Here is a 16156-nt window from a genome sequence, read left to right as displayed (position 1 = left end):
TTTATCCGGTGTGGGTCAGCTTACCAACGTGACAGGCGACACCCTGCAATCTGCTGCTGGTACATATCGGAGCGCGCGCGCACCTTGCGGGCCACAGCGACCAGCCAGGGTTTCGAATTATAGCTTTGGCGCGCATAGCCTGTGTTGCCTTCGTGATAGGCCAGATACTGGTTTTCCGCGTCATGCAGGGGGATACCGTTCTTGTCGCGGCTCTTGTTCATGTACCACCCCATGAAATCCGACGCGTCGTTGATCCGGTCTCGCTTGGCGCGGAAACCGCCAGCTTCGGCCAAATATTCATCCCATGTCGCATCAAGCGCTTGGCTGTAGCCAAATGCGCTGGACTGGCGGCCCATGGGGATCACGCCGATGACATAGCGGAACGGCGTACGGGCGTCCGCGATGAATTTGCTTTCCTGATGGATCGTCGCCATCTGCACATGGACAGGCACGCCCCAACGGCGTTCAGCTGCACGGAATGCGCGGTAATATTCTGGGCGCTCTTTGAGAATCGCACATGCGTTATCAAGGTCTCGTGGGGCACTGGTCGGACCGCCACTACATGATGCCAAAAGCACAGCAATTATCAGGGCGCAAAAGGTTCTGCTCATCGGCCTCTCGCTTTTATCGTGTTTTTATTACATTTAGTTTATCAGATTGCCCTGCCGACGCCCACCAGAAATTACAGCAGAAACCCCAGCATAAGCGGTAAAGCGGCAACCGATAGCACGGTAGAGACGACAACCAGCCCCGCGACAGACTGCGCATCCGCACCGTATTTCTCTGCCAGCAGGTAGGATGTCACCGCCACCGGTGTCGCAACCTGCAAGACCAGCACGCCAAAAGCGATTTTATCAAGGTCAAAGAACCAGCCCGCCAAGGCGGCGATGCCGATGCAGATCGCAAGCTTGATCAGCGACAACACCACCGCGCGCCCGATCCCGCCGGGGGACAGCCGTGCCACGGCAACGCCCAATGTGATCAGCATAATCGGGATCGCCATCTGACCGAGCAGGGACAGCGTATTGGTCAGAAACACCGGCGTTTCCCAGCCTTGCACCAGAAACAATGCGCCCAATGCCGTGCCCCAGACCAGCGGTTCACGGATGACCTTGCCAAGGGAGCCAGAGCCCGCGACCAGCCAGATGCCAAAGGTGAACGACCAGATGGCCATAATGGCAAAGACCACAACGGCATAACCCAACCCCGTGTCGCCAAAGGCAAAAAGCGCGAGCGGCAGACCCAGATTGCCGGTATTCCCGAAAATCATCGGGGCCAGATACGTCCGCCGGTTCAACCCGAACACGCGCACGATCACCGCAGCCAGCAGCGTCACCCCGCCATAGGCCGCCACTGTCGCCAGTGACAAAGCGCTCAGCGCGGCGGGGTCGATCTGCGTTGTCATCAGCGACACGAAAATCAGGCAGGGCACCGATAGGGTCATCGCCAGCTGGGTCACAAACTGGATGCGATACTCGAACCCCAGCTTTACCCAGGCAAAGCCGATCCCCGCGAGCAGGAACACAGGAGCCACAATTTCAAGCACTGTCAGGACGAGGTTCACAAACTGTTTCCTTGGTTACGCGTCGCAGGATTGGACAAAAGCCCCTTGAAGGGACTACGAACGAACGGTAGGTGCACCGATGTTATGATAAGAACGCGCGCGAAATACCACTTGGGCCAGATCGTCCGGCACAAAAAACATCCCTTCCGAGGGGTGATTTTTGACGTGGACCCCGAATTTGCCAATACCGAAGAATGGTACGAAGCTATTCCGGAAGACAGCCGCCCCGAGAAAGACCAGCCCTATTATCACCTGCTGGCCGAAAACGAACAAAGCTACTACGTGGCCTATGTGTCCGAGCAGAACCTCGTGGCCGATTACTCGGGCGAACCTGTGGACCATCCCGATATCCCCGATCTCTTCGGCCCGTTCACCGATGGGGCCTATCCGCTGCACTTCCAGCTGAACTGAGGCAAAGCGTGGGTGACCCGCGCCCTGCATCCTTGTTCAATAGCCCAGGGCACAGCCATCCTTGCGTGCGTCGCTCGCCCCCTCCAGCAAACCGTTGTCATGCAGCTGGATCGCCTGCGCGCCGCCGATGGCTGTGGCCGGAATTTCGACCTTATGCCCCATCTCGGCCAGCTCGGCACGGACCGCATCGCTATAGCCGCGTTCGACCTTGAGGATGCCATTATCGGAAAACGCGCGGGGGGCGTCGATGGCGGCCTGAGGGTCTAGCCCGAAATCCGTCAGGTTAGAGACAAACCGCGCGTGGCCATTGGGCTGGTAGGCCCCGCCCATCACACCAAACGGCATGATCACCTTACCGTCGCGTTTGATCATCCCCGGAATGATCGTATGCATCGGCCGCTTGCCGCCCTTCAGCTCGTTCGCGTGCCCTTGGTCAAGGGTGAAACCCGCACCGCGGTTTTGCAGCAGGATACCGAATTTATCCGACGCGATGCCCGACCCGAAACCGTGGAAGATCGAATAGATCAACGACACGGACATCCCATCCTTGTCCACCACGGTGATATAGATCGTATCCTTATGCACCGCCTCTGACAGGGCGACGGGGTTGGGCATGGCTTTCTTCGGGTCGATCAACGCCGCCAGCTCTCGCGCCGTTTCGGGCGCAAGCATATGGGCCAGACGTGCGGTATGGTCCGGGTCCGCCAGAAAACGATTGCGTGCATCATACGCCAGCTTGGCGGTTTCCGCCTCGATATGCACACGCTCCGCGCCCCAAGGATCCATGGATGCAACGTCGAAATGCGACAGCATGTTCATCATCAACAGTGCAGTGGCCCCCTGACCGTTCGGCGCATGTTCCAGCACCTCAACGCCCTGATAAGTGGAGGCAAGGGGCTCACCGGGGGTGCAAGCGGTGGCGGCGAAATCCTCTGCCTTGTGCTTGCCCCCCATAGCATTGAGAGAGGCGACGATATCTTCGGCCACCTCACCGGAATAGAAGGCATCGCGCCCGTCCTTGGCGATGCGACGCAGGACTTCGGCCTGTCCGGGGGCGCGGAAGATGTCGCCGGTCTTTGGGGCCTCGCCGCCGGTCAAATAGAAATCGCGTGCGGCCCCCTGCAAGGTGCCCGCATCATTACCCCAATCAAAGGCGACACGTGCCGCGACGGGTACGCCTTCTTCGGCATAGCGGATCGCAGGGCCAAGAATCGTGTCCAGACCCATGGTGCCGATGGTGTCGGACAGGTGGCAAAACGCGTCGATCGCGCCGGGAATGGTCACGGCATGGGCGCTGCGCAGTGGTACCGTCTTTTCACCAGCGTCGCGCAAATGGGCGGCATCCAACGCAGCAGGGGCGCGGCCCGATCCGTTCAGCGCGTGCACTTCGTCGCTGCCCGCTGGCGAATACAGCACAAAGCAATCCCCACCGATTCCGGTCATCTGCGGCTCGCAAATCCCCAGCAGCACGGCACCGGCAATCGCGGCATCCATCGCGTTGCCGCCCCGCTCAAGAATATCGACAGCGGTCTTTGCGGCCAAAGGATGGGACGTGGCACACATGCCATTGCTCGCCAGAACGGGGGATCGTCCGGGAAGGTGGAAGTCGCGCATGTCATTGGCCTCAGGTTGCTGTCATCGGCCTGAGCGTAGCGCGGTGCAGGACGGGCGGGCAATCACTAAAGGGCAGTTGGGCACTTAAAGGGGAGCTGGGTACATAAAGGGGAGCTGGGCACAGTAAATGTGCCTCGGCGTTGCGTACTGGGTGGGGGCTATTAAAACGCAACGCCGAGGGAAGCCATATGCAGCTACAGAACCGACGTTGCCCGCAAAGCTGGGCGGAATTATGAAACCTTTGAGGCGCTATTGCGAAGCGTTGCTTCAAGCTGCCCCAAAGGTGACCAACACTTAACCCTTGGCGGCAAAGGCCCCCCTTGTGGCGGCCCCCCGTACCCAGCTTATCCCGCGGCAAGCGGAATGCGCAGCGCCAGCAGGTTCATATCACCGGTGCGCGAATATTCCAGCTCGCAGCTCAGCAACCGGATCAGGCTCCAACCGAATCCCCCTTCGGGCAACTCGCCTGCAAGTTTCAGCACATCGAATGCTTCACCCGGGGGGAGGGTGAACCCCGGCATCGGTTTGCCCAGATCGGTGATGCGAAACCGCAAGTCATCAGGCGCATAGGCCCCGCGCACCCCGATTAACCCCGCTTGGGGCAATCCGGCATAGGCGTGTTCAACCACGTTATTCAACGTCTCGGCCAGCACCAGTTCCACAATCTCGAGGTTTTCTTGCGATAGCCCCCGATCGGCCAGTTCTGTGCGGATATGTCCAAGGGCCGCGCGTACCGCATCGGCAGAGGCTTCCAACGTCACCTCGAACCCATAGGGGGTATCCGCCTGACCGACTGTGCCTTCGTTCCGGTTCGGGGCGCTCATGCGGGCACCTGCGCGGCCAATGCGGCGTCCAAGGTGGGGAAAAGGGGAAAAACGCTGTCCATCCGCGTTAATCGGAACACCCGATCAACCGAGGGCGTCAGCCCCGCCAGCGTCAGGCTGCGGTCCGGCAACAGAAGTTTCAACGTCGCCACCACCGCGCCAAGCCCGCTGGAATCAATAAAGGTCACCTGCCCCAGATCCAGAATAACCACAGGTGGCCCATCTTCGATCATATCCCGCATGGCTTCTTTAAAGGCGCGGGCAACGGCGGCATCAATACGGTCTTCCATCACGGATATGATTTGCAGCTGCCCTTCTGTTCTGGTTGAGAGTTTCATATGGTCATCTCCAAGGTGTCCCGGACGCCAGAAGACATAGCGCCGATACCTTACCAAAAGGTGATCATTTCCCGGGGAGGGGACGAAATGGAAAAAGTCGTGATAGCAGGGGCTGCGCGGACGCCGATGGGCGGGTTTCAGGGGGCTTTTGCCGATCTGACCGCGGCCGATCTGGGGGGGCACGCGATCAAGGCGGCGCTGGACGGTGCCGGCACCAATACTGTGGACGAGGTGCTGATGGGCTGTGTGTTGCCCGCAGGGCAGGGCCAGGCTCCCGCGCGTCAGGCCGGCTTCAAGGCAGGTCTGGGCGAAGAGGTGCCGGCGACAACGCTGAACAAGATGTGCGGCTCGGGGATGAAGGCGGCGATGATCGCCTTCGACCAGATCGCCTTGGGTCAGACCGATACCATGATCGCCGGCGGGATGGAGAGCATGACAAACGCGCCCTATGTGTTGCCGAAAATGCGCGGCGGCGCGCGGTTGGGGCACGGTCAGGTGATCGATCACATGTTCCTCGACGGGTTGGAAGACGCCTATGACAAGGGCCGCCTGATGGGCACCTTTGCCGAAGACTGCGCCGAGACATTTCAATTCACCCGCGCTGTGCAGGATGACTATGCGCTGGCCTCCCTGTCCCGCGCGCTAGAGGCGCAAAGCAGCGGCGCGTTCGATGGCGAGATCGCAGCGGTTGATCTGAAATCGCGTAAAGGGTCGGTCACCATCTCGGCGGATGAACAGCCCGGCAACGCACGGCCCGAGAAGATCCCCGAACTCAAACCCGCCTTCCGCGAGGGCGGCACAGTAACGGCGGCGAATGCGTCTTCCATCTCGGACGGGGCGGCGGCATTGGTGCTGGCATCTGAAACAGCAGCCAAATCCCAAGGGTTGAATGTCCGCGCGCATATCCTCGGCCACGCCAGTCACGCGCAGGCACCGGGGCTTTTCACCACCGCGCCCGTACCGGCGGCGCAGAAACTGCTGGACCGGTTGGGCTGGCAGAAAGACGACGTTGATCTGTGGGAAGTGAACGAGGCCTTTGCCGTCGTGCCACTGGCCTTCATGCATGAAATGGGGCTGTCCCATGACATCGTGAACGTGAACGGCGGTGCCTGTGCGCTTGGCCACCCCATCGGGGCCTCTGGCGCACGTATTATCGTGACCCTGCTGAACGCACTGGAAAAACGCGGGCTGAAACGGGGCATCGCGGCGATCTGCATTGGCGGCGGTGAAGGCACCGCGATTGCGATCGAACGCCCCTGATTTTCCAAATGGACTAAATCCTCGGGGGTCGGGGGGCAGACAGCCCCCCGGTCCGACAGTAACAAAAGGCAATTTTATGCGCGTTGACTATCCTACCCTCTCCAAAACCCTCCACGCCTTGACGGACGGCGAAACCGACAGCGTGGCGCTGATGGCCACCGTCGCCTGCGAGGTGCACCACGCCGACGACCGCTTTGACTGGACGGGGTTCTACCGTGTGACCGCGCCAGAGCTGCTTAAGATCGGGCCCTATCAGGGCGGGCATGGCTGTCTGGTGATCCCCTTCGCGCGTGGGGTGTGCGGTGCTGCCGCGCGCACGGGCGAAACGCAGCTGGTTGCGGATGTGGATGCCTTTCCGGGCCACATCGCCTGCGCGTCCTCCACGCGGTCTGAACTGGTCCTGCCCGTTTGGAACGGCACCGGAGAGCTGCTGGGTGTCTTTGATATCGACAGCAACCAGCCCGCCGCGTTTGACCAGACCGACGCCGACGAACTCGCCGCGATTTTGAAATCCGTTTTCGCAAACGTCTAGGCCGGTGATCCTGCCCGTCGATCAAAGGAAATGTCATGAGCTTTGACGCTTGGCTCGTGTTTGCCCTGTTCTGGGTGGTGTTTGTCACCACGCCGGGGCCGAACGCGGTGAACTGTATCAGCAACGGGATGAACCTGGGCTTTGCGCGGGCGATGGTGGGCGTGCTGGCGATCCTGACGCAGGCCTCGCTGTTTCTGGCGCTGTCAGCGATTGGCGTGACGGCGCTGCTGACGGCCTCCGCCACGGGGTTCTTTGTGGCCAAGATGATCGGGGCAGGGTTTCTGATCTATCTGGGCGTGCGCGGGCTGGTCCTGGCGGGCAAGCCCGTGGTGATGGAGGATCGCCCCGCCGCGTCGGTCTATTGGCGTGCCTTTGCGATTGCGACGATCAACCCCAAATCGGTCGCCGGGTATCTTGCAGCCTTCAGCCAGTTCGTGCAGCCGGATGTCCCGATCTGGGACCAGATGATCGTGATCGTGCCGACGGCGCTGACCCTGACCGCGGCCAGCTATACCGGGTTTACAGCGCTTGGGGCGGGGCTGGGGCGGGCTGCCTTGGGGGCGGTGTTCAACGTTTGGTTCCGCCGCGTGATGGCCGTTAGCTTTATCATCTACGGGGTGCTGTTGGGCAGCGCGCATACGCCGATGCCTAAGGGGTGATCAAGGGCTGATCCCGCGCGCCTGTGGGGCAAGTGCCCTTGGGTCAGTCTTTCCCTCTGGCCCCTGCGGTCCTGCGGGCGTAAGCAGACCCCAAGGAGACACGATATGCGCAACCCAGATACCCTATCCAACACCCAGCCCGCCCCGCCCGAGGACACGCCCCAAGGGCTTGCCTTTGCGATCGGGGCCTATGGTCTTTGGGGGTTTCTGCCGCTGTACATGAAGGCCATTGCCCATATTCCCGCGGCAGAGATTGTCGTGCATCGGGTCATCTGGTCTGTGCCCGTGGGCGCATTGGTGCTGATCCTTCTGGGGCGCACCGCCACCCTGCGCGAGGCGTTCCGGTCGCCGCGTACCTTGGCGATGGGCTGTGTCACGGCGACGCTGATCTCGGTCAACTGGGGCATCTATATCTGGGCGGTGAACTCGGGTCATGCGCTGGACGCGGCCTTGGGCTATTACATCAACCCGTTGTTCAGCATCTTGCTGGGGGCGCTGCTGCTGGGGGAACGTCTGTCGAGACTTCAGCTTGCGGCAATCGGGCTCGCAGCCGTCGCCGTCGCGATCCTGACGCTCGATTCCGGTCGCTTCCCTTGGGTCGCGCTGAGCCTGACATTCACCTTCGGCCTGTATGCGCTGGCGAAAAAGCGGCTGCCGATCGGGCCGAACCAGGGTTTCCTGCTTGAGGTCCTGATCCTGCTCGCCCCTGCGCTGGCTTATCTGGTTTACCTGATTATGACGGGGCAAAACCACTTTGGTCAGGGCGTGCCGTTTAATACGTGGATGCTGGTGGGCTGTGGCGTGGTCACGGCGGTGCCGTTGATCTTTTATGCCAACGGAGCCAAGCGGCTGCGGCTGTCGACCATCGGTATCTTGCAGTATATCGCGCCGACGATGATCCTCCTTTGCGCGGCGCTGGTCTTTGACGAACCCTTTGGGCGGGCGCGTATGATTGCCTTTCCGCTGATCTGGGGGGCGCTGGTGATCTATTCGATCTCGCTGTTCCGGCAGATGCGGCACAAACCGGCGTGACAAGGGGGGAGGAGGGGCGCAGACATGTCGCGCCCCTCGATCATTATATCATTCGCTCAGGACAGCGCGTCCTTGAAGGCGAGGAAGCTGGGGTCTTTCATCACCCGTGCGTTCATCGCCTCACGTAGGGCACCGATGGATTTATAGGGGCGCATCACCACCTCGAATTTGGCGATCAGACCGTCGTCACCCAGGGTGATCAGATCGACGCCAACGGCATCCAGATCCCCGATCTTGCACTGGAACTCCAGCGCCCAATCTGTCCCTTCCCCCATGATCCGGCGGTATTTGAAATCGCTAAAGACATTGCCGACGTGCCCCAGAACCGCTGCCACAGGGGCGCGGCCGGTCCAGGTCTTGTAATATGTCGGCGGCATGAAGGTGACGTCTTCCGCCAGCAGCGGGGCGATCTTTTCCGAATCCCCCTTGGCGACAACATCAATCATCTTGGTAATAGTAGGATGCATTCTGGGTCCTTTGGTACAGATTGGCTTGAAAACCTACCCTAACTCTGAGACGGACACTTATGGAAACAGAATATAATCCGCCCCAAGATCCGCTGGTTGTCCTGCATGAAGACGCCGAAGTGTTGCTGGTCGACAAGCCCGCGGGCTTGCTGTCGGTGCCGGGCAAGGGGCCGCATCTGGCCGATTGTCTCATCGCGCGGGTGCAGGATGCATTTCCGGACGCGCTGCTGGTGCATCGTCTGGATCGGGACACCTCGGGCGTGATGATCTTTGCGCTGACGCCCCATGCGCAGCGCCATCTGGGATTGCAGTTTGAAAAACGGATGACACGCAAGACCTATGTCGCGCGGGTCTGGGGGGTGCCGCAGGAAAAGACCGGCACCATCGATCTGCCGCTGATCGTGGATTGGCCGAACCGCCCGCGCCAGATGGTCTGCCATGAAACGGGTAAACCCGCACAAACCGACTGGCGTGTGCTGAAAGACGAAGGCGACACCGCGCGGGTGCGCCTTAGCCCCAAGACAGGGCGCAGCCATCAGCTGCGGGTGCATATGCTGAGCCTCGGCCATCCGATTCTGGGCGATCCGTTTTACGCTACGGGGCCCGCGTTGGCATATCCGCGCCTGATGCTCCATTCAGAGGAACTGCGGTTCAACCATCCTCAGGGCGGGCATTCGACCAAGATCCGCGCCAAGGCACCGTTCTAAAGGCCATAGGGTGCAGACGAAAAAGGCCACCCCGCAGGGTGGCCTTGGTTTTTACAGCGTGTCCGAAGGACAGCTTATTCAGCGGCCCAGCCAGAGACGGCCTTGATCTCGGTAAAGTCCTCGATCCCGTACATGCCACCCTCGCGGCCATTGCCCGACTGCTTCATGCCGCCAAAGGGCGACCCTGCGGCGCGGCTTTGGCCGTTCATCTCGACCATGCCCGACCGTAGCTGACGCGCCAGACGGTTGCGACGCTCGCCATCTTGCGACTGGACATAGTTGGTCAGGCCGTAAACCGTGTCATTGGCGATCTGGACCGCTTGCTCTTCGCTGTCGAACTTCATGATCGACAGAACCGGCCCAAAGATTTCCTCGCGCGCGATGGTCATGTCGGGGGTCACGTCTGCAAAGACAGTGGGTTTGACAAAGAACCCGCGGTTCAAGCCGTCGGGACGCCCGGTGCCGCCCGCAACCAAACGCGCGCCTTCGTCGATGCCCTTCTGGATCAGGTCCTGAATCTTGTTGAACTGCGATTCATTGACCACGGGGCCGATATGACGCCCATCTTCGGAGGCAGGACCAACGGTAACCTGCGACGCCACAGCGCCTGCTTCTTCGACGGCTTTGTCATAGACATCCGACTGCACCAGCATACGGCTGGGGGCGTTACACGACTGGCCAGTGTTGTTCATCATGTGCAGCACGCCGCGTTTGACAGCCTTGTCATCCGCATCGTTGAAGATGATGTTCGCGCCTTTGCCGCCCAGTTCAAGGTGGACCTTTTTCAGCGTATCCGCCGCCGCTTTCGAGATCAGCGTGCCCGCGCGGGTGGAGCCGGTGAAGCTGATCATGTCGATGTCTTTATGCGACGACATCTGGCTGCCGACACCGACGCCATCGCCGTTCACAAGGTTGAATACCCCTTTGGGGAAGCCTGCCTCGTCGATCAACTCTGCAAAGATCATCGCGTCCAGCGGGCTTTCCTCGGAAGGTTTCAGCACCATCGTGCAGCCCGACACGATCGCCGCGCCGACCTTGAGCGTGATCTGGTTCATCGGCCAGTTCCACGGCGTGATCAGACCGGCAACGCCCACGGCTTCGCGGATGATCCGGTCATTCGGGGCGTGATTGCCAAGCGGCTGTTCGAATTTGAACTCTTTCGCGGCCTTGATGAAGTTGCTCAGGTGATAAGAGCCGGCACCAACCTGCGATGTACGGGCCAGATCCATCGGCGCACCCATGGCCGTGCTCATCGCTTTGGCCAGATCCTCGGCGCGGGCCTGATAGACCTCTAGCAGCTTTTCCAGCAGAGCGATGCGTTCCGCCGGAGGCGTCGCCATCCAGCCGGGCAGGGCGGCCTTGGCAGCGGCAACCGCGGCATCGGTATCCGCCTGATCCCCAAGCGAGATGACCGCGCAGGGCTCCTCTGTGGTGGGGTCGATCACGTGATAGTCATTCGGCTTGGCGGGGGATACCCATTCACCGTTGATGTAAAACTCGCGCTTCTCCAGCATGGGAAAACTCCTTTTGTCATGCGGTGCCGGGGACGTTTCCCCCAGCCTGTTGCGCGTACCATGTCACCACATCTGGGGACCCGCAAGTGAGGGGGTGAAACCGGCAGCGCAACGTCCTACATAAGTGGAGAACGACAAACCGAAACCATGAAGCCGGAGAATATTATGTCCTTGCGCATCAACGATACCATCCCCGATCTGACCGTCGAAACCGATCAGGGCACGATCAGCCTGCACGACTGGGTGGGCGACAGCTGGGCGATCCTTTTTTCGCACCCAAAGGATTTCACGCCGGTCTGCACCACCGAATTCGGGGCGGTCGCACAGCTTGCCGACGAATGGGAAAAGCGCGGCACCAAGGTGATGGGCATTTCCGTGGACGGTGTTGAAGAGCACAAGAAGTGGAAAGGCGATATCGAGACCTTCGCCGGTGCCAAAGCGGGCTTTCCGATCATCGCGGATAACGACCTGACCGTTGCCAAAGCCTTCGACATGCTGCCCGCCGACGCTTATCTGCCCGATGGCCGCACCCCCAACGACAGCGCCACAGTCCGCGCCGTATTCATCATCGGGCCGGACAAGCAGCTGAAGCTGTCGATGACCTACCCGATGACCGTGGGCCGCAACTTTGCCGAGGTTCTGCGCGCGCTGGACGGGCTGCAAACCTCGACCGGCAAGGGCGTGGCGACACCGGCGAACTGGAATGTCGGCGACGACGTGATCATCCCCGCAACCCTGTCGGATGACGATGCCAAAGCGAAGTTCGGCGACTTCAACAAGATCCTGCCCTACCTGCGCACGACAAAAGCGCCCAGCTAAGGGCCGGATCTCAGGCTTTCTGAGGTCGCAATTTAACCTGCGTGCGATACCACGCCCGCTTTAATTCCCGCATCAGCTTGCCGCTGGTGCGGGTTTTTTGCTGGATGGTCGACCCGCCGATCTGGTTGGCGATTTCGCTTAGCCCATTGGGAAGCAGGGCGTGGAGCTTTTGCCCCGTCACCCAATGCATCTGCAGCCATGTATCGACAGGGCGGTCAATCTGGGTCGATCCGTCAAGCAAGCGCTGCGCGGCGTCGCGCCCCACCACCTGACAGCAACACTGCAAGCCGATCCGCTTGGGCAGGATCAACGCCATATCCCCGTCACGCGCCACGACATCTGCGGGCAGCTCTCGCATCTTGGGCGGCAGGCGCAGGTACATATCGGGCGTCAAATTCTGGTGGATAAGCTGCAACGCGCGGTCCAGCTCTGGCCGCGACACGGCGAGGTCATCCTCGACAATCATCGCGCAATCCCAGCCCTGATCGACGATCATCTGCCAGCATTTGCGATGGCTTTGAAAGACGCCGATCTCGGCCGGTGTCAGGGCGAAGGGATAGGACGGGCTGTGCAGGTTGCCAGAGTGGGTGCGCACATCTGCGACCTGCGTAGGGTCGCGGCCATTTACCGCTTCGACGACCTGCGCATCGGGCAGATCCTGCAGCAACCGCGCGACATTGGCGTGCCGCGCGGTGCTGGTGGACATATGGATGATCAATGATTTCATACGGTTTGATCCCGAGCTTGGCGACGTTCTCAAACCGTTTAAAATCACTGCTCGGCGTTAAAGGTGAACAGCTTTTCGCCGTTGATCGTATAGCTGTCGATCAGGTCTTTGGCGCGGTCGCCGACCAGCCAGTCTTCCAACTGGGCCGCGGCGTCTTTGTTAACATGCGCGTGTTTCTCGGGGTTCACCGGAATATAGGCATATTGGTTGAACAGCACCGGATCGCCTGCAAAGAGGATTGCCAGATCGGCCTTGTTGTCAAAGTTCAGCCAGCTTGCGCGGTCGGACATGATATAGGCTCCCATCCCTGCAGCGGTGTTGAGGCTCGCGCCCATGCCCGCGCCGACAGCTTTGTACCATTCACCGAATGTCGCGGGGTCCAGATCAGCACCGGCCCAAAGCGAGAGTTCTTTCTTGTGGGTGCCGCTGTCGTCGCCACGGCTCACGAAAGGCGCCTCGGCCGCTTCGATCTTGGCAAGCGCGTCCTTCGCAGCCTCTGCGTCTTTGATCGCGGCGGGGTCGTCATTTGGGCCGATCAGGACGAAATCATTATACATGATCTCGCGGCGGTGGGTGCCATAGCCATCGGCGACAAAGGCCTCTTCGGCTTTCTTGGAGTGTACCAGAATGGCATCGACGTCGCCCGCTTCGCCCAAGCGCAAGGCTTGACCGGTGCCGACGATCAGCAGTTGCACGTCAAGGTCCAGATCTTCTTTGATGGCGGGCAGCAGAACGTCGGACAGACCAGAGTTGTTGAAGGACGTGGTGACAGCCATTTTCATGGTGTCCGCCTGCGCAGCCGTGGTGCCAAGTGCGAGAACAAGAGCGGTAATCAAGGATTTCATATCAAAATATCTCCATTCAGGAACGATTTGAATTCCGGGGTCTGCGGGGCGTCAAACGCATCGGGCGCCGGGCCAGCCTCGTGAATGCGACCTTTAAACAGAAACAATATTTCAGTTGCAAGGCGCCGCGCCTGACCCAGATCATGGGTCGCCATCACGATGCGCGTCCCTGACTGATGGGCAGACTGCAACAGCGCCTCTATATCCTTGACGGAGCGGCCATCCAGATTGGCGCAGGGCTCATCCAGCAGCAGCATCTCGGGGGTGCGGATCAAGGCGCGGGCGAGGGCGAGCTTTTGTTTCTCGCCACCGGACAACCCCGTCGCAGGGCGATCCAGCGCGGGCGTCAGGCCGATGCGAGCCGCCCATGCCTCTACCGCTTTGTTCACCTGCGCCTTGGGCTGGCCAAGTATCGCCAGCGGATAGCCCAGATTGGCGCGCACCGACCGGCGCAGCATCACGGGGCTTTGGAAAACATAGGCCTGCCGCATCCGCGCAAGGTCATCCGGAACGGCCCATGTAACCGTGCCCGTCGACAGCCGTTCAAGCCCGTGCAGCGCCTTGAGGAATGTCGTCTTGCCCGCGCCATTGGGCCCCAGCAGGATCGTGAAGCCGGTTTTGCCAAGGGTCAGGTCCAGGGGGCCCAGCAATCGCTTGCCGCGGCGGGTGACGCTGACATCGCGCATATGGGCGGGCAGCAGGGGGGTCACCATCTGCCCTCTCTTTCTGTGCGCGACAGTGCGTGGATGATCAGGTTTACGGTCAGCGCCAGCGCGATCAGCACAAAGCCCAGACCAAGCGCCAGTGCGAAATCACCCTTGCCGGTTTCCAGCGCGATGGCGGTGGTCAGCACGCGGGTGGCGTGGTCGATGTTGCCGCCCACGATCATGATCGCGCCGACCTCCCCGATGGCGCGGCCAAAGCCTGCCAGCGCCGCCGTCAACAAGGCCCGCCGCCCGTCCGAGATCAGCGTCAGGATGCGCCGCGTCGGGGTGGTGTTCAGCGAGATCAGCAGATCGTGGTATTCGGCCCAAAGATCACGCATCGCCTGATGGGTGATAGAGGCGATGAGCGGCGTGATAATGATCACCTGCGCAATGATCATCGCCGTCGGCGTGAACAGCAGCCCCAGCACCCCGAAGGGACCGGCGCGCGACAACAGCAGATAGACGATCAACCCCACCACGACGGGCGGCAATCCCATGAGGGAGTTCAGCACCGCAATCGCGGTACGGCGGAAGCGGAAACGGCGGATGGCGAGCCATGTGCCGAAGGGCAGCGCGATGGCCGAGGCAATGACCAGCGCCGTCAGGCTGACCTGCAACGACCTGAGCGTAATCTCGATCAGGTCGGGATCGCCGGTGACAACCAGCCAGAACGCAGAAGAAAGGCCCGCCCAGATATCATTCATCGGGCGGGCCGTCGGAGTTTGCTATGCATAGGATGCGGTCTTAGTCGCCCAGCCGGACATTGCGATCAGACGAGGTCTGCTCGGCCGCGGAGAACCCTGCGTTGTCCAACGCAAAGTTCATGCCCGCAGCAAGGATGACCAAGGCGACGATGGCAGTGATAAAAGCTTTCATTCCGTACCTCGTTGATGCGCATTGGCACGTTGGGTGGGGGGCGTTGGGTGCATCATATCACTCTGCCGGCTGCGTGCCAGAGGCAGGTTTACCCTGCTTCGCGACAACTTCGTCGGCCCAGATGCTGTGGTGCTCGCGCGCCCATTCAAGATCGACATCGCCCGACCCCATCGCCTCGAACGCGCCTTCCATGCCGAGTGTCCCGATATAGATATGCGCGATGATCACAGCCATCAGGACAAAGCTGATAACGGCGTGCCACAGCTGGGCGTATTGCATTTCCTCTTGCGGGGTCAGCGTGGCGTCTATTGTGCCAAGCCCCAACAGTTGCGGCACGCCCATGTCATTCAACAGCGCCAGCGTAGGTTCGAACATCGTCAATTCGAACGGGAAGAGCAGCGAGATACCCGAGACAGAGATCGAGGTGCCCAGAATGATGACGGCCCAGAAGATCAGCTTTTGACCGGCATTGAACTTCTTGGCGGGGGGGTGACCCTTGCCGAAGATCCCGCCGCCCTTGAGGATCCAGTTGATGTCTGTGCGATCCGGTAGATTGTGGACGATCCACATGACGAACACCATCACCAGCCCGAGCATAAAGGCCCATGACACGTTGTTGTGGATCCACTTGCCCGCGATGGCGAAGGTCGAAAACGCCTCGTGGCCGAACAGCGGGATCAGCAGTTTGCGCCCCGCAAGCGATAGCAGACCGGTGATGGCCAGCAGGATGAACGAGCTTGCAATCAGCCAGTGGCCGAAGCGTTCGATGAATTTGAACCGTTCGATGGTGATACCCGCGCGCCCGTGTTCGATACGGATACGTCCGCGGATCAGATAGAAAATCGCCATCAGCACGACGGTGACACCCAACAGCAGGCTGCCATAGGTCAGCAGCGGGCCGTGACGGAAGTTCAGCCACCACATGCCGCCGTCCTGCATGAGAACCTTGGCCGCAGGTCCGCGGTTGCTGGCGCGCGCGTCGGGCAGGGCGTCGGCCCGGATCTCGCGCCACAGGTCGGCGTCGGATGCGCTACCAAGCGGTCCAAGGTGAGATTCGGCCGGGGGCGGGTTGCCCTCTAGCGGTAAGGGAAGCTCGGCCCCAAAGGGCACGTCCTCGCCGCGTTGGCGGGCCATGATGTCTTCAAGCGACTGTTGGCCCGGTTGCAGGACCGAGGCATCGCCCGAGGTGTCCTGCGCGGCGGAAAGACCGGCAAAGGACACAAGAAATATGAGAGGCAGCAGAACGCGCAGCAATGTCAT

The 16156-nt window shown here is 60.8% G+C and carries 20 protein-coding genes; 7 read left to right on the top strand and 13 right to left on the bottom strand.

What is annotated here, in order from left to right; genetic code table 11:
- Window positions 1-20: 20 nt before the first annotated feature.
- The gene (locus ACNQ62_RS01760; RefSeq protein WP_174226590.1) at window positions 21-611 is read right to left on the bottom strand and encodes a lytic transglycosylase; all 591 of its coding nucleotides are present in this window, start codon (window positions 609-611) and stop codon (window positions 21-23) included.
- A 71-nt stretch (window positions 612-682) separates the two neighbouring features.
- Window positions 683-1564, bottom strand: coding sequence for an AEC family transporter (locus ACNQ62_RS01755; RefSeq protein WP_418094065.1), 882 nt, complete (start codon window positions 1562-1564; stop codon window positions 683-685).
- An 84-nt stretch (window positions 1565-1648) separates the two neighbouring features.
- Here ACNQ62_RS01755 and hspQ point away from each other — a divergent pair, with 84 nt between their 5' ends.
- Entirely contained in the window at window positions 1649-1975 is a 327-nt protein-coding gene (gene hspQ / locus ACNQ62_RS01750) for a heat shock protein HspQ (protein ID WP_005850331.1), read from the top strand.
- A gap of 36 nt (window positions 1976-2011) precedes the next feature.
- On the opposite strand, the gene ACNQ62_RS01745 is transcribed toward hspQ, so the two are convergent.
- The 3 genes from ACNQ62_RS01745 to ACNQ62_RS01735 form a co-directional block, all read right to left on the bottom strand.
- Window positions 2012-3589, bottom strand: coding sequence for a gamma-glutamyltransferase family protein (locus ACNQ62_RS01745; RefSeq protein ID WP_418094064.1), 1578 nt, complete (start codon window positions 3587-3589; stop codon window positions 2012-2014).
- Window positions 3590-3933: 344 nt separating this feature from the next.
- Window positions 3934-4413 (bottom strand): ATP-binding protein, encoded by a 480-nt coding sequence (locus ACNQ62_RS01740; protein ID WP_418094063.1) that lies wholly within the window; start codon window positions 4411-4413, stop codon window positions 3934-3936.
- Entirely contained in the window at window positions 4410-4751 is a 342-nt protein-coding gene (locus ACNQ62_RS01735) for an STAS domain-containing protein (protein ID WP_074636394.1), read from the bottom strand. Before ACNQ62_RS01735 ends, ACNQ62_RS01740 begins: the two co-directional genes overlap by 4 nt.
- An 87-nt stretch (window positions 4752-4838) precedes the next feature.
- On the opposite strand from ACNQ62_RS01735, the gene ACNQ62_RS01730 reads away from it, so the two are divergent.
- The 4 genes from ACNQ62_RS01730 to rarD all read left to right on the top strand — a co-directional run bounded on the left by ACNQ62_RS01730 (window position 4839) and on the right by rarD (window position 8234).
- Window positions 4839-6011, top strand: coding sequence for a thiolase family protein (locus tag ACNQ62_RS01730; RefSeq protein ID WP_317937333.1), 1173 nt, complete (start codon window positions 4839-4841; stop codon window positions 6009-6011).
- Window positions 6012-6087: 76 nt separating this feature from the next.
- A complete protein-coding gene (locus ACNQ62_RS01725) occupies window positions 6088-6543 on the top strand; it encodes a GAF domain-containing protein (RefSeq protein ID WP_037942737.1) in 456 nt (151 codons plus the stop codon).
- Window positions 6544-6578: 35 nt separating this feature from the next.
- On the top strand, window positions 6579-7202 hold the full coding sequence (locus ACNQ62_RS01720) for a LysE family translocator (RefSeq protein WP_005850320.1): 624 nt from the start codon (window positions 6579-6581) through the stop codon (window positions 7200-7202).
- A 105-nt stretch (window positions 7203-7307) separates the two neighbouring features.
- Window positions 7308-8234: an EamA family transporter RarD gene (gene rarD, locus ACNQ62_RS01715; protein ID WP_340237035.1), complete on the top strand. Its 927-nt coding sequence runs from the start codon at window positions 7308-7310 to the stop codon at window positions 8232-8234.
- 56 nt (window positions 8235-8290) lie between these two features.
- Here rarD and ACNQ62_RS01710 read toward each other — a convergent pair whose 3' ends face one another.
- Window positions 8291-8701, bottom strand: coding sequence for a nuclear transport factor 2 family protein (locus ACNQ62_RS01710; RefSeq protein ID WP_037942746.1), 411 nt, complete (start codon window positions 8699-8701; stop codon window positions 8291-8293).
- A 59-nt stretch (window positions 8702-8760) separates the two neighbouring features.
- On the opposite strand from ACNQ62_RS01710, the gene ACNQ62_RS01705 reads away from it, so the two are divergent.
- Window positions 8761-9408 carry an RluA family pseudouridine synthase gene (locus tag ACNQ62_RS01705; protein WP_005850315.1) on the top strand — a complete coding sequence of 216 codons (648 nt, stop codon included), beginning with the start codon at window positions 8761-8763 and terminating at the stop codon, window positions 9406-9408.
- A gap of 74 nt (window positions 9409-9482) precedes the next feature.
- Here ACNQ62_RS01705 and ACNQ62_RS01700 read toward each other — a convergent pair whose 3' ends face one another.
- Window positions 9483-10922, bottom strand: a complete 1440-nt coding sequence (locus ACNQ62_RS01700; protein WP_418094062.1) for an aldehyde dehydrogenase family protein — start codon at window positions 10920-10922, stop codon at window positions 9483-9485.
- Between the two features lie 165 nt (window positions 10923-11087).
- On the opposite strand from ACNQ62_RS01700, the gene ACNQ62_RS01695 reads away from it, so the two are divergent.
- Window positions 11088-11741, top strand: a complete 654-nt coding sequence (locus ACNQ62_RS01695; protein ID WP_037965330.1) for a peroxiredoxin — start codon at window positions 11088-11090, stop codon at window positions 11739-11741.
- A 10-nt stretch (window positions 11742-11751) separates the two neighbouring features.
- Here ACNQ62_RS01695 and ACNQ62_RS01690 read toward each other — a convergent pair whose 3' ends face one another.
- Genes ACNQ62_RS01690 through ACNQ62_RS01665 form a run of 6 tightly spaced genes read right to left on the bottom strand, consistent with a single transcriptional unit; the run spans window position 11752 to window position 16156 of the window.
- Window positions 11752-12468, bottom strand: a complete 717-nt coding sequence (locus tag ACNQ62_RS01690; RefSeq protein ID WP_418094061.1) for a glycosyltransferase family 25 protein — start codon at window positions 12466-12468, stop codon at window positions 11752-11754.
- Window positions 12469-12512: 44 nt separating this feature from the next.
- Window positions 12513-13313 carry a substrate-binding domain-containing protein gene (locus ACNQ62_RS01685; protein WP_037965326.1) on the bottom strand — a complete coding sequence of 267 codons (801 nt, stop codon included), beginning with the start codon at window positions 13311-13313 and terminating at the stop codon, window positions 12513-12515.
- Window positions 13310-14026 carry an energy-coupling factor ABC transporter ATP-binding protein gene (locus ACNQ62_RS01680; protein ID WP_418094060.1) on the bottom strand — a complete coding sequence of 239 codons (717 nt, stop codon included), beginning with the start codon at window positions 14024-14026 and terminating at the stop codon, window positions 13310-13312. Before ACNQ62_RS01680 ends, ACNQ62_RS01685 begins: the two co-directional genes overlap by 4 nt.
- Window positions 14020-14724 (bottom strand): ABC transporter permease, encoded by a 705-nt coding sequence (locus tag ACNQ62_RS01675; protein WP_418094059.1) that lies wholly within the window; start codon window positions 14722-14724, stop codon window positions 14020-14022. Before ACNQ62_RS01675 ends, ACNQ62_RS01680 begins: the two co-directional genes overlap by 7 nt.
- A gap of 40 nt (window positions 14725-14764) precedes the next feature.
- Window positions 14765-14896: a hypothetical protein gene (locus ACNQ62_RS01670; protein WP_005850301.1), complete on the bottom strand. Its 132-nt coding sequence runs from the start codon at window positions 14894-14896 to the stop codon at window positions 14765-14767.
- Between the two features lie 57 nt (window positions 14897-14953).
- Window positions 14954-16156 (bottom strand): formate dehydrogenase subunit gamma, encoded by a 1203-nt coding sequence (locus tag ACNQ62_RS01665; RefSeq protein WP_317937329.1) that lies wholly within the window; start codon window positions 16154-16156, stop codon window positions 14954-14956.

The organism is Sulfitobacter sp. SBS6 (assembly GCF_048285585.1).
Classification (GTDB): domain Bacteria; phylum Pseudomonadota; class Alphaproteobacteria; order Rhodobacterales; family Rhodobacteraceae; genus Sulfitobacter; species Sulfitobacter pontiacus.
This window is presented reverse-complemented; position numbering and strand designations above follow the sequence as displayed.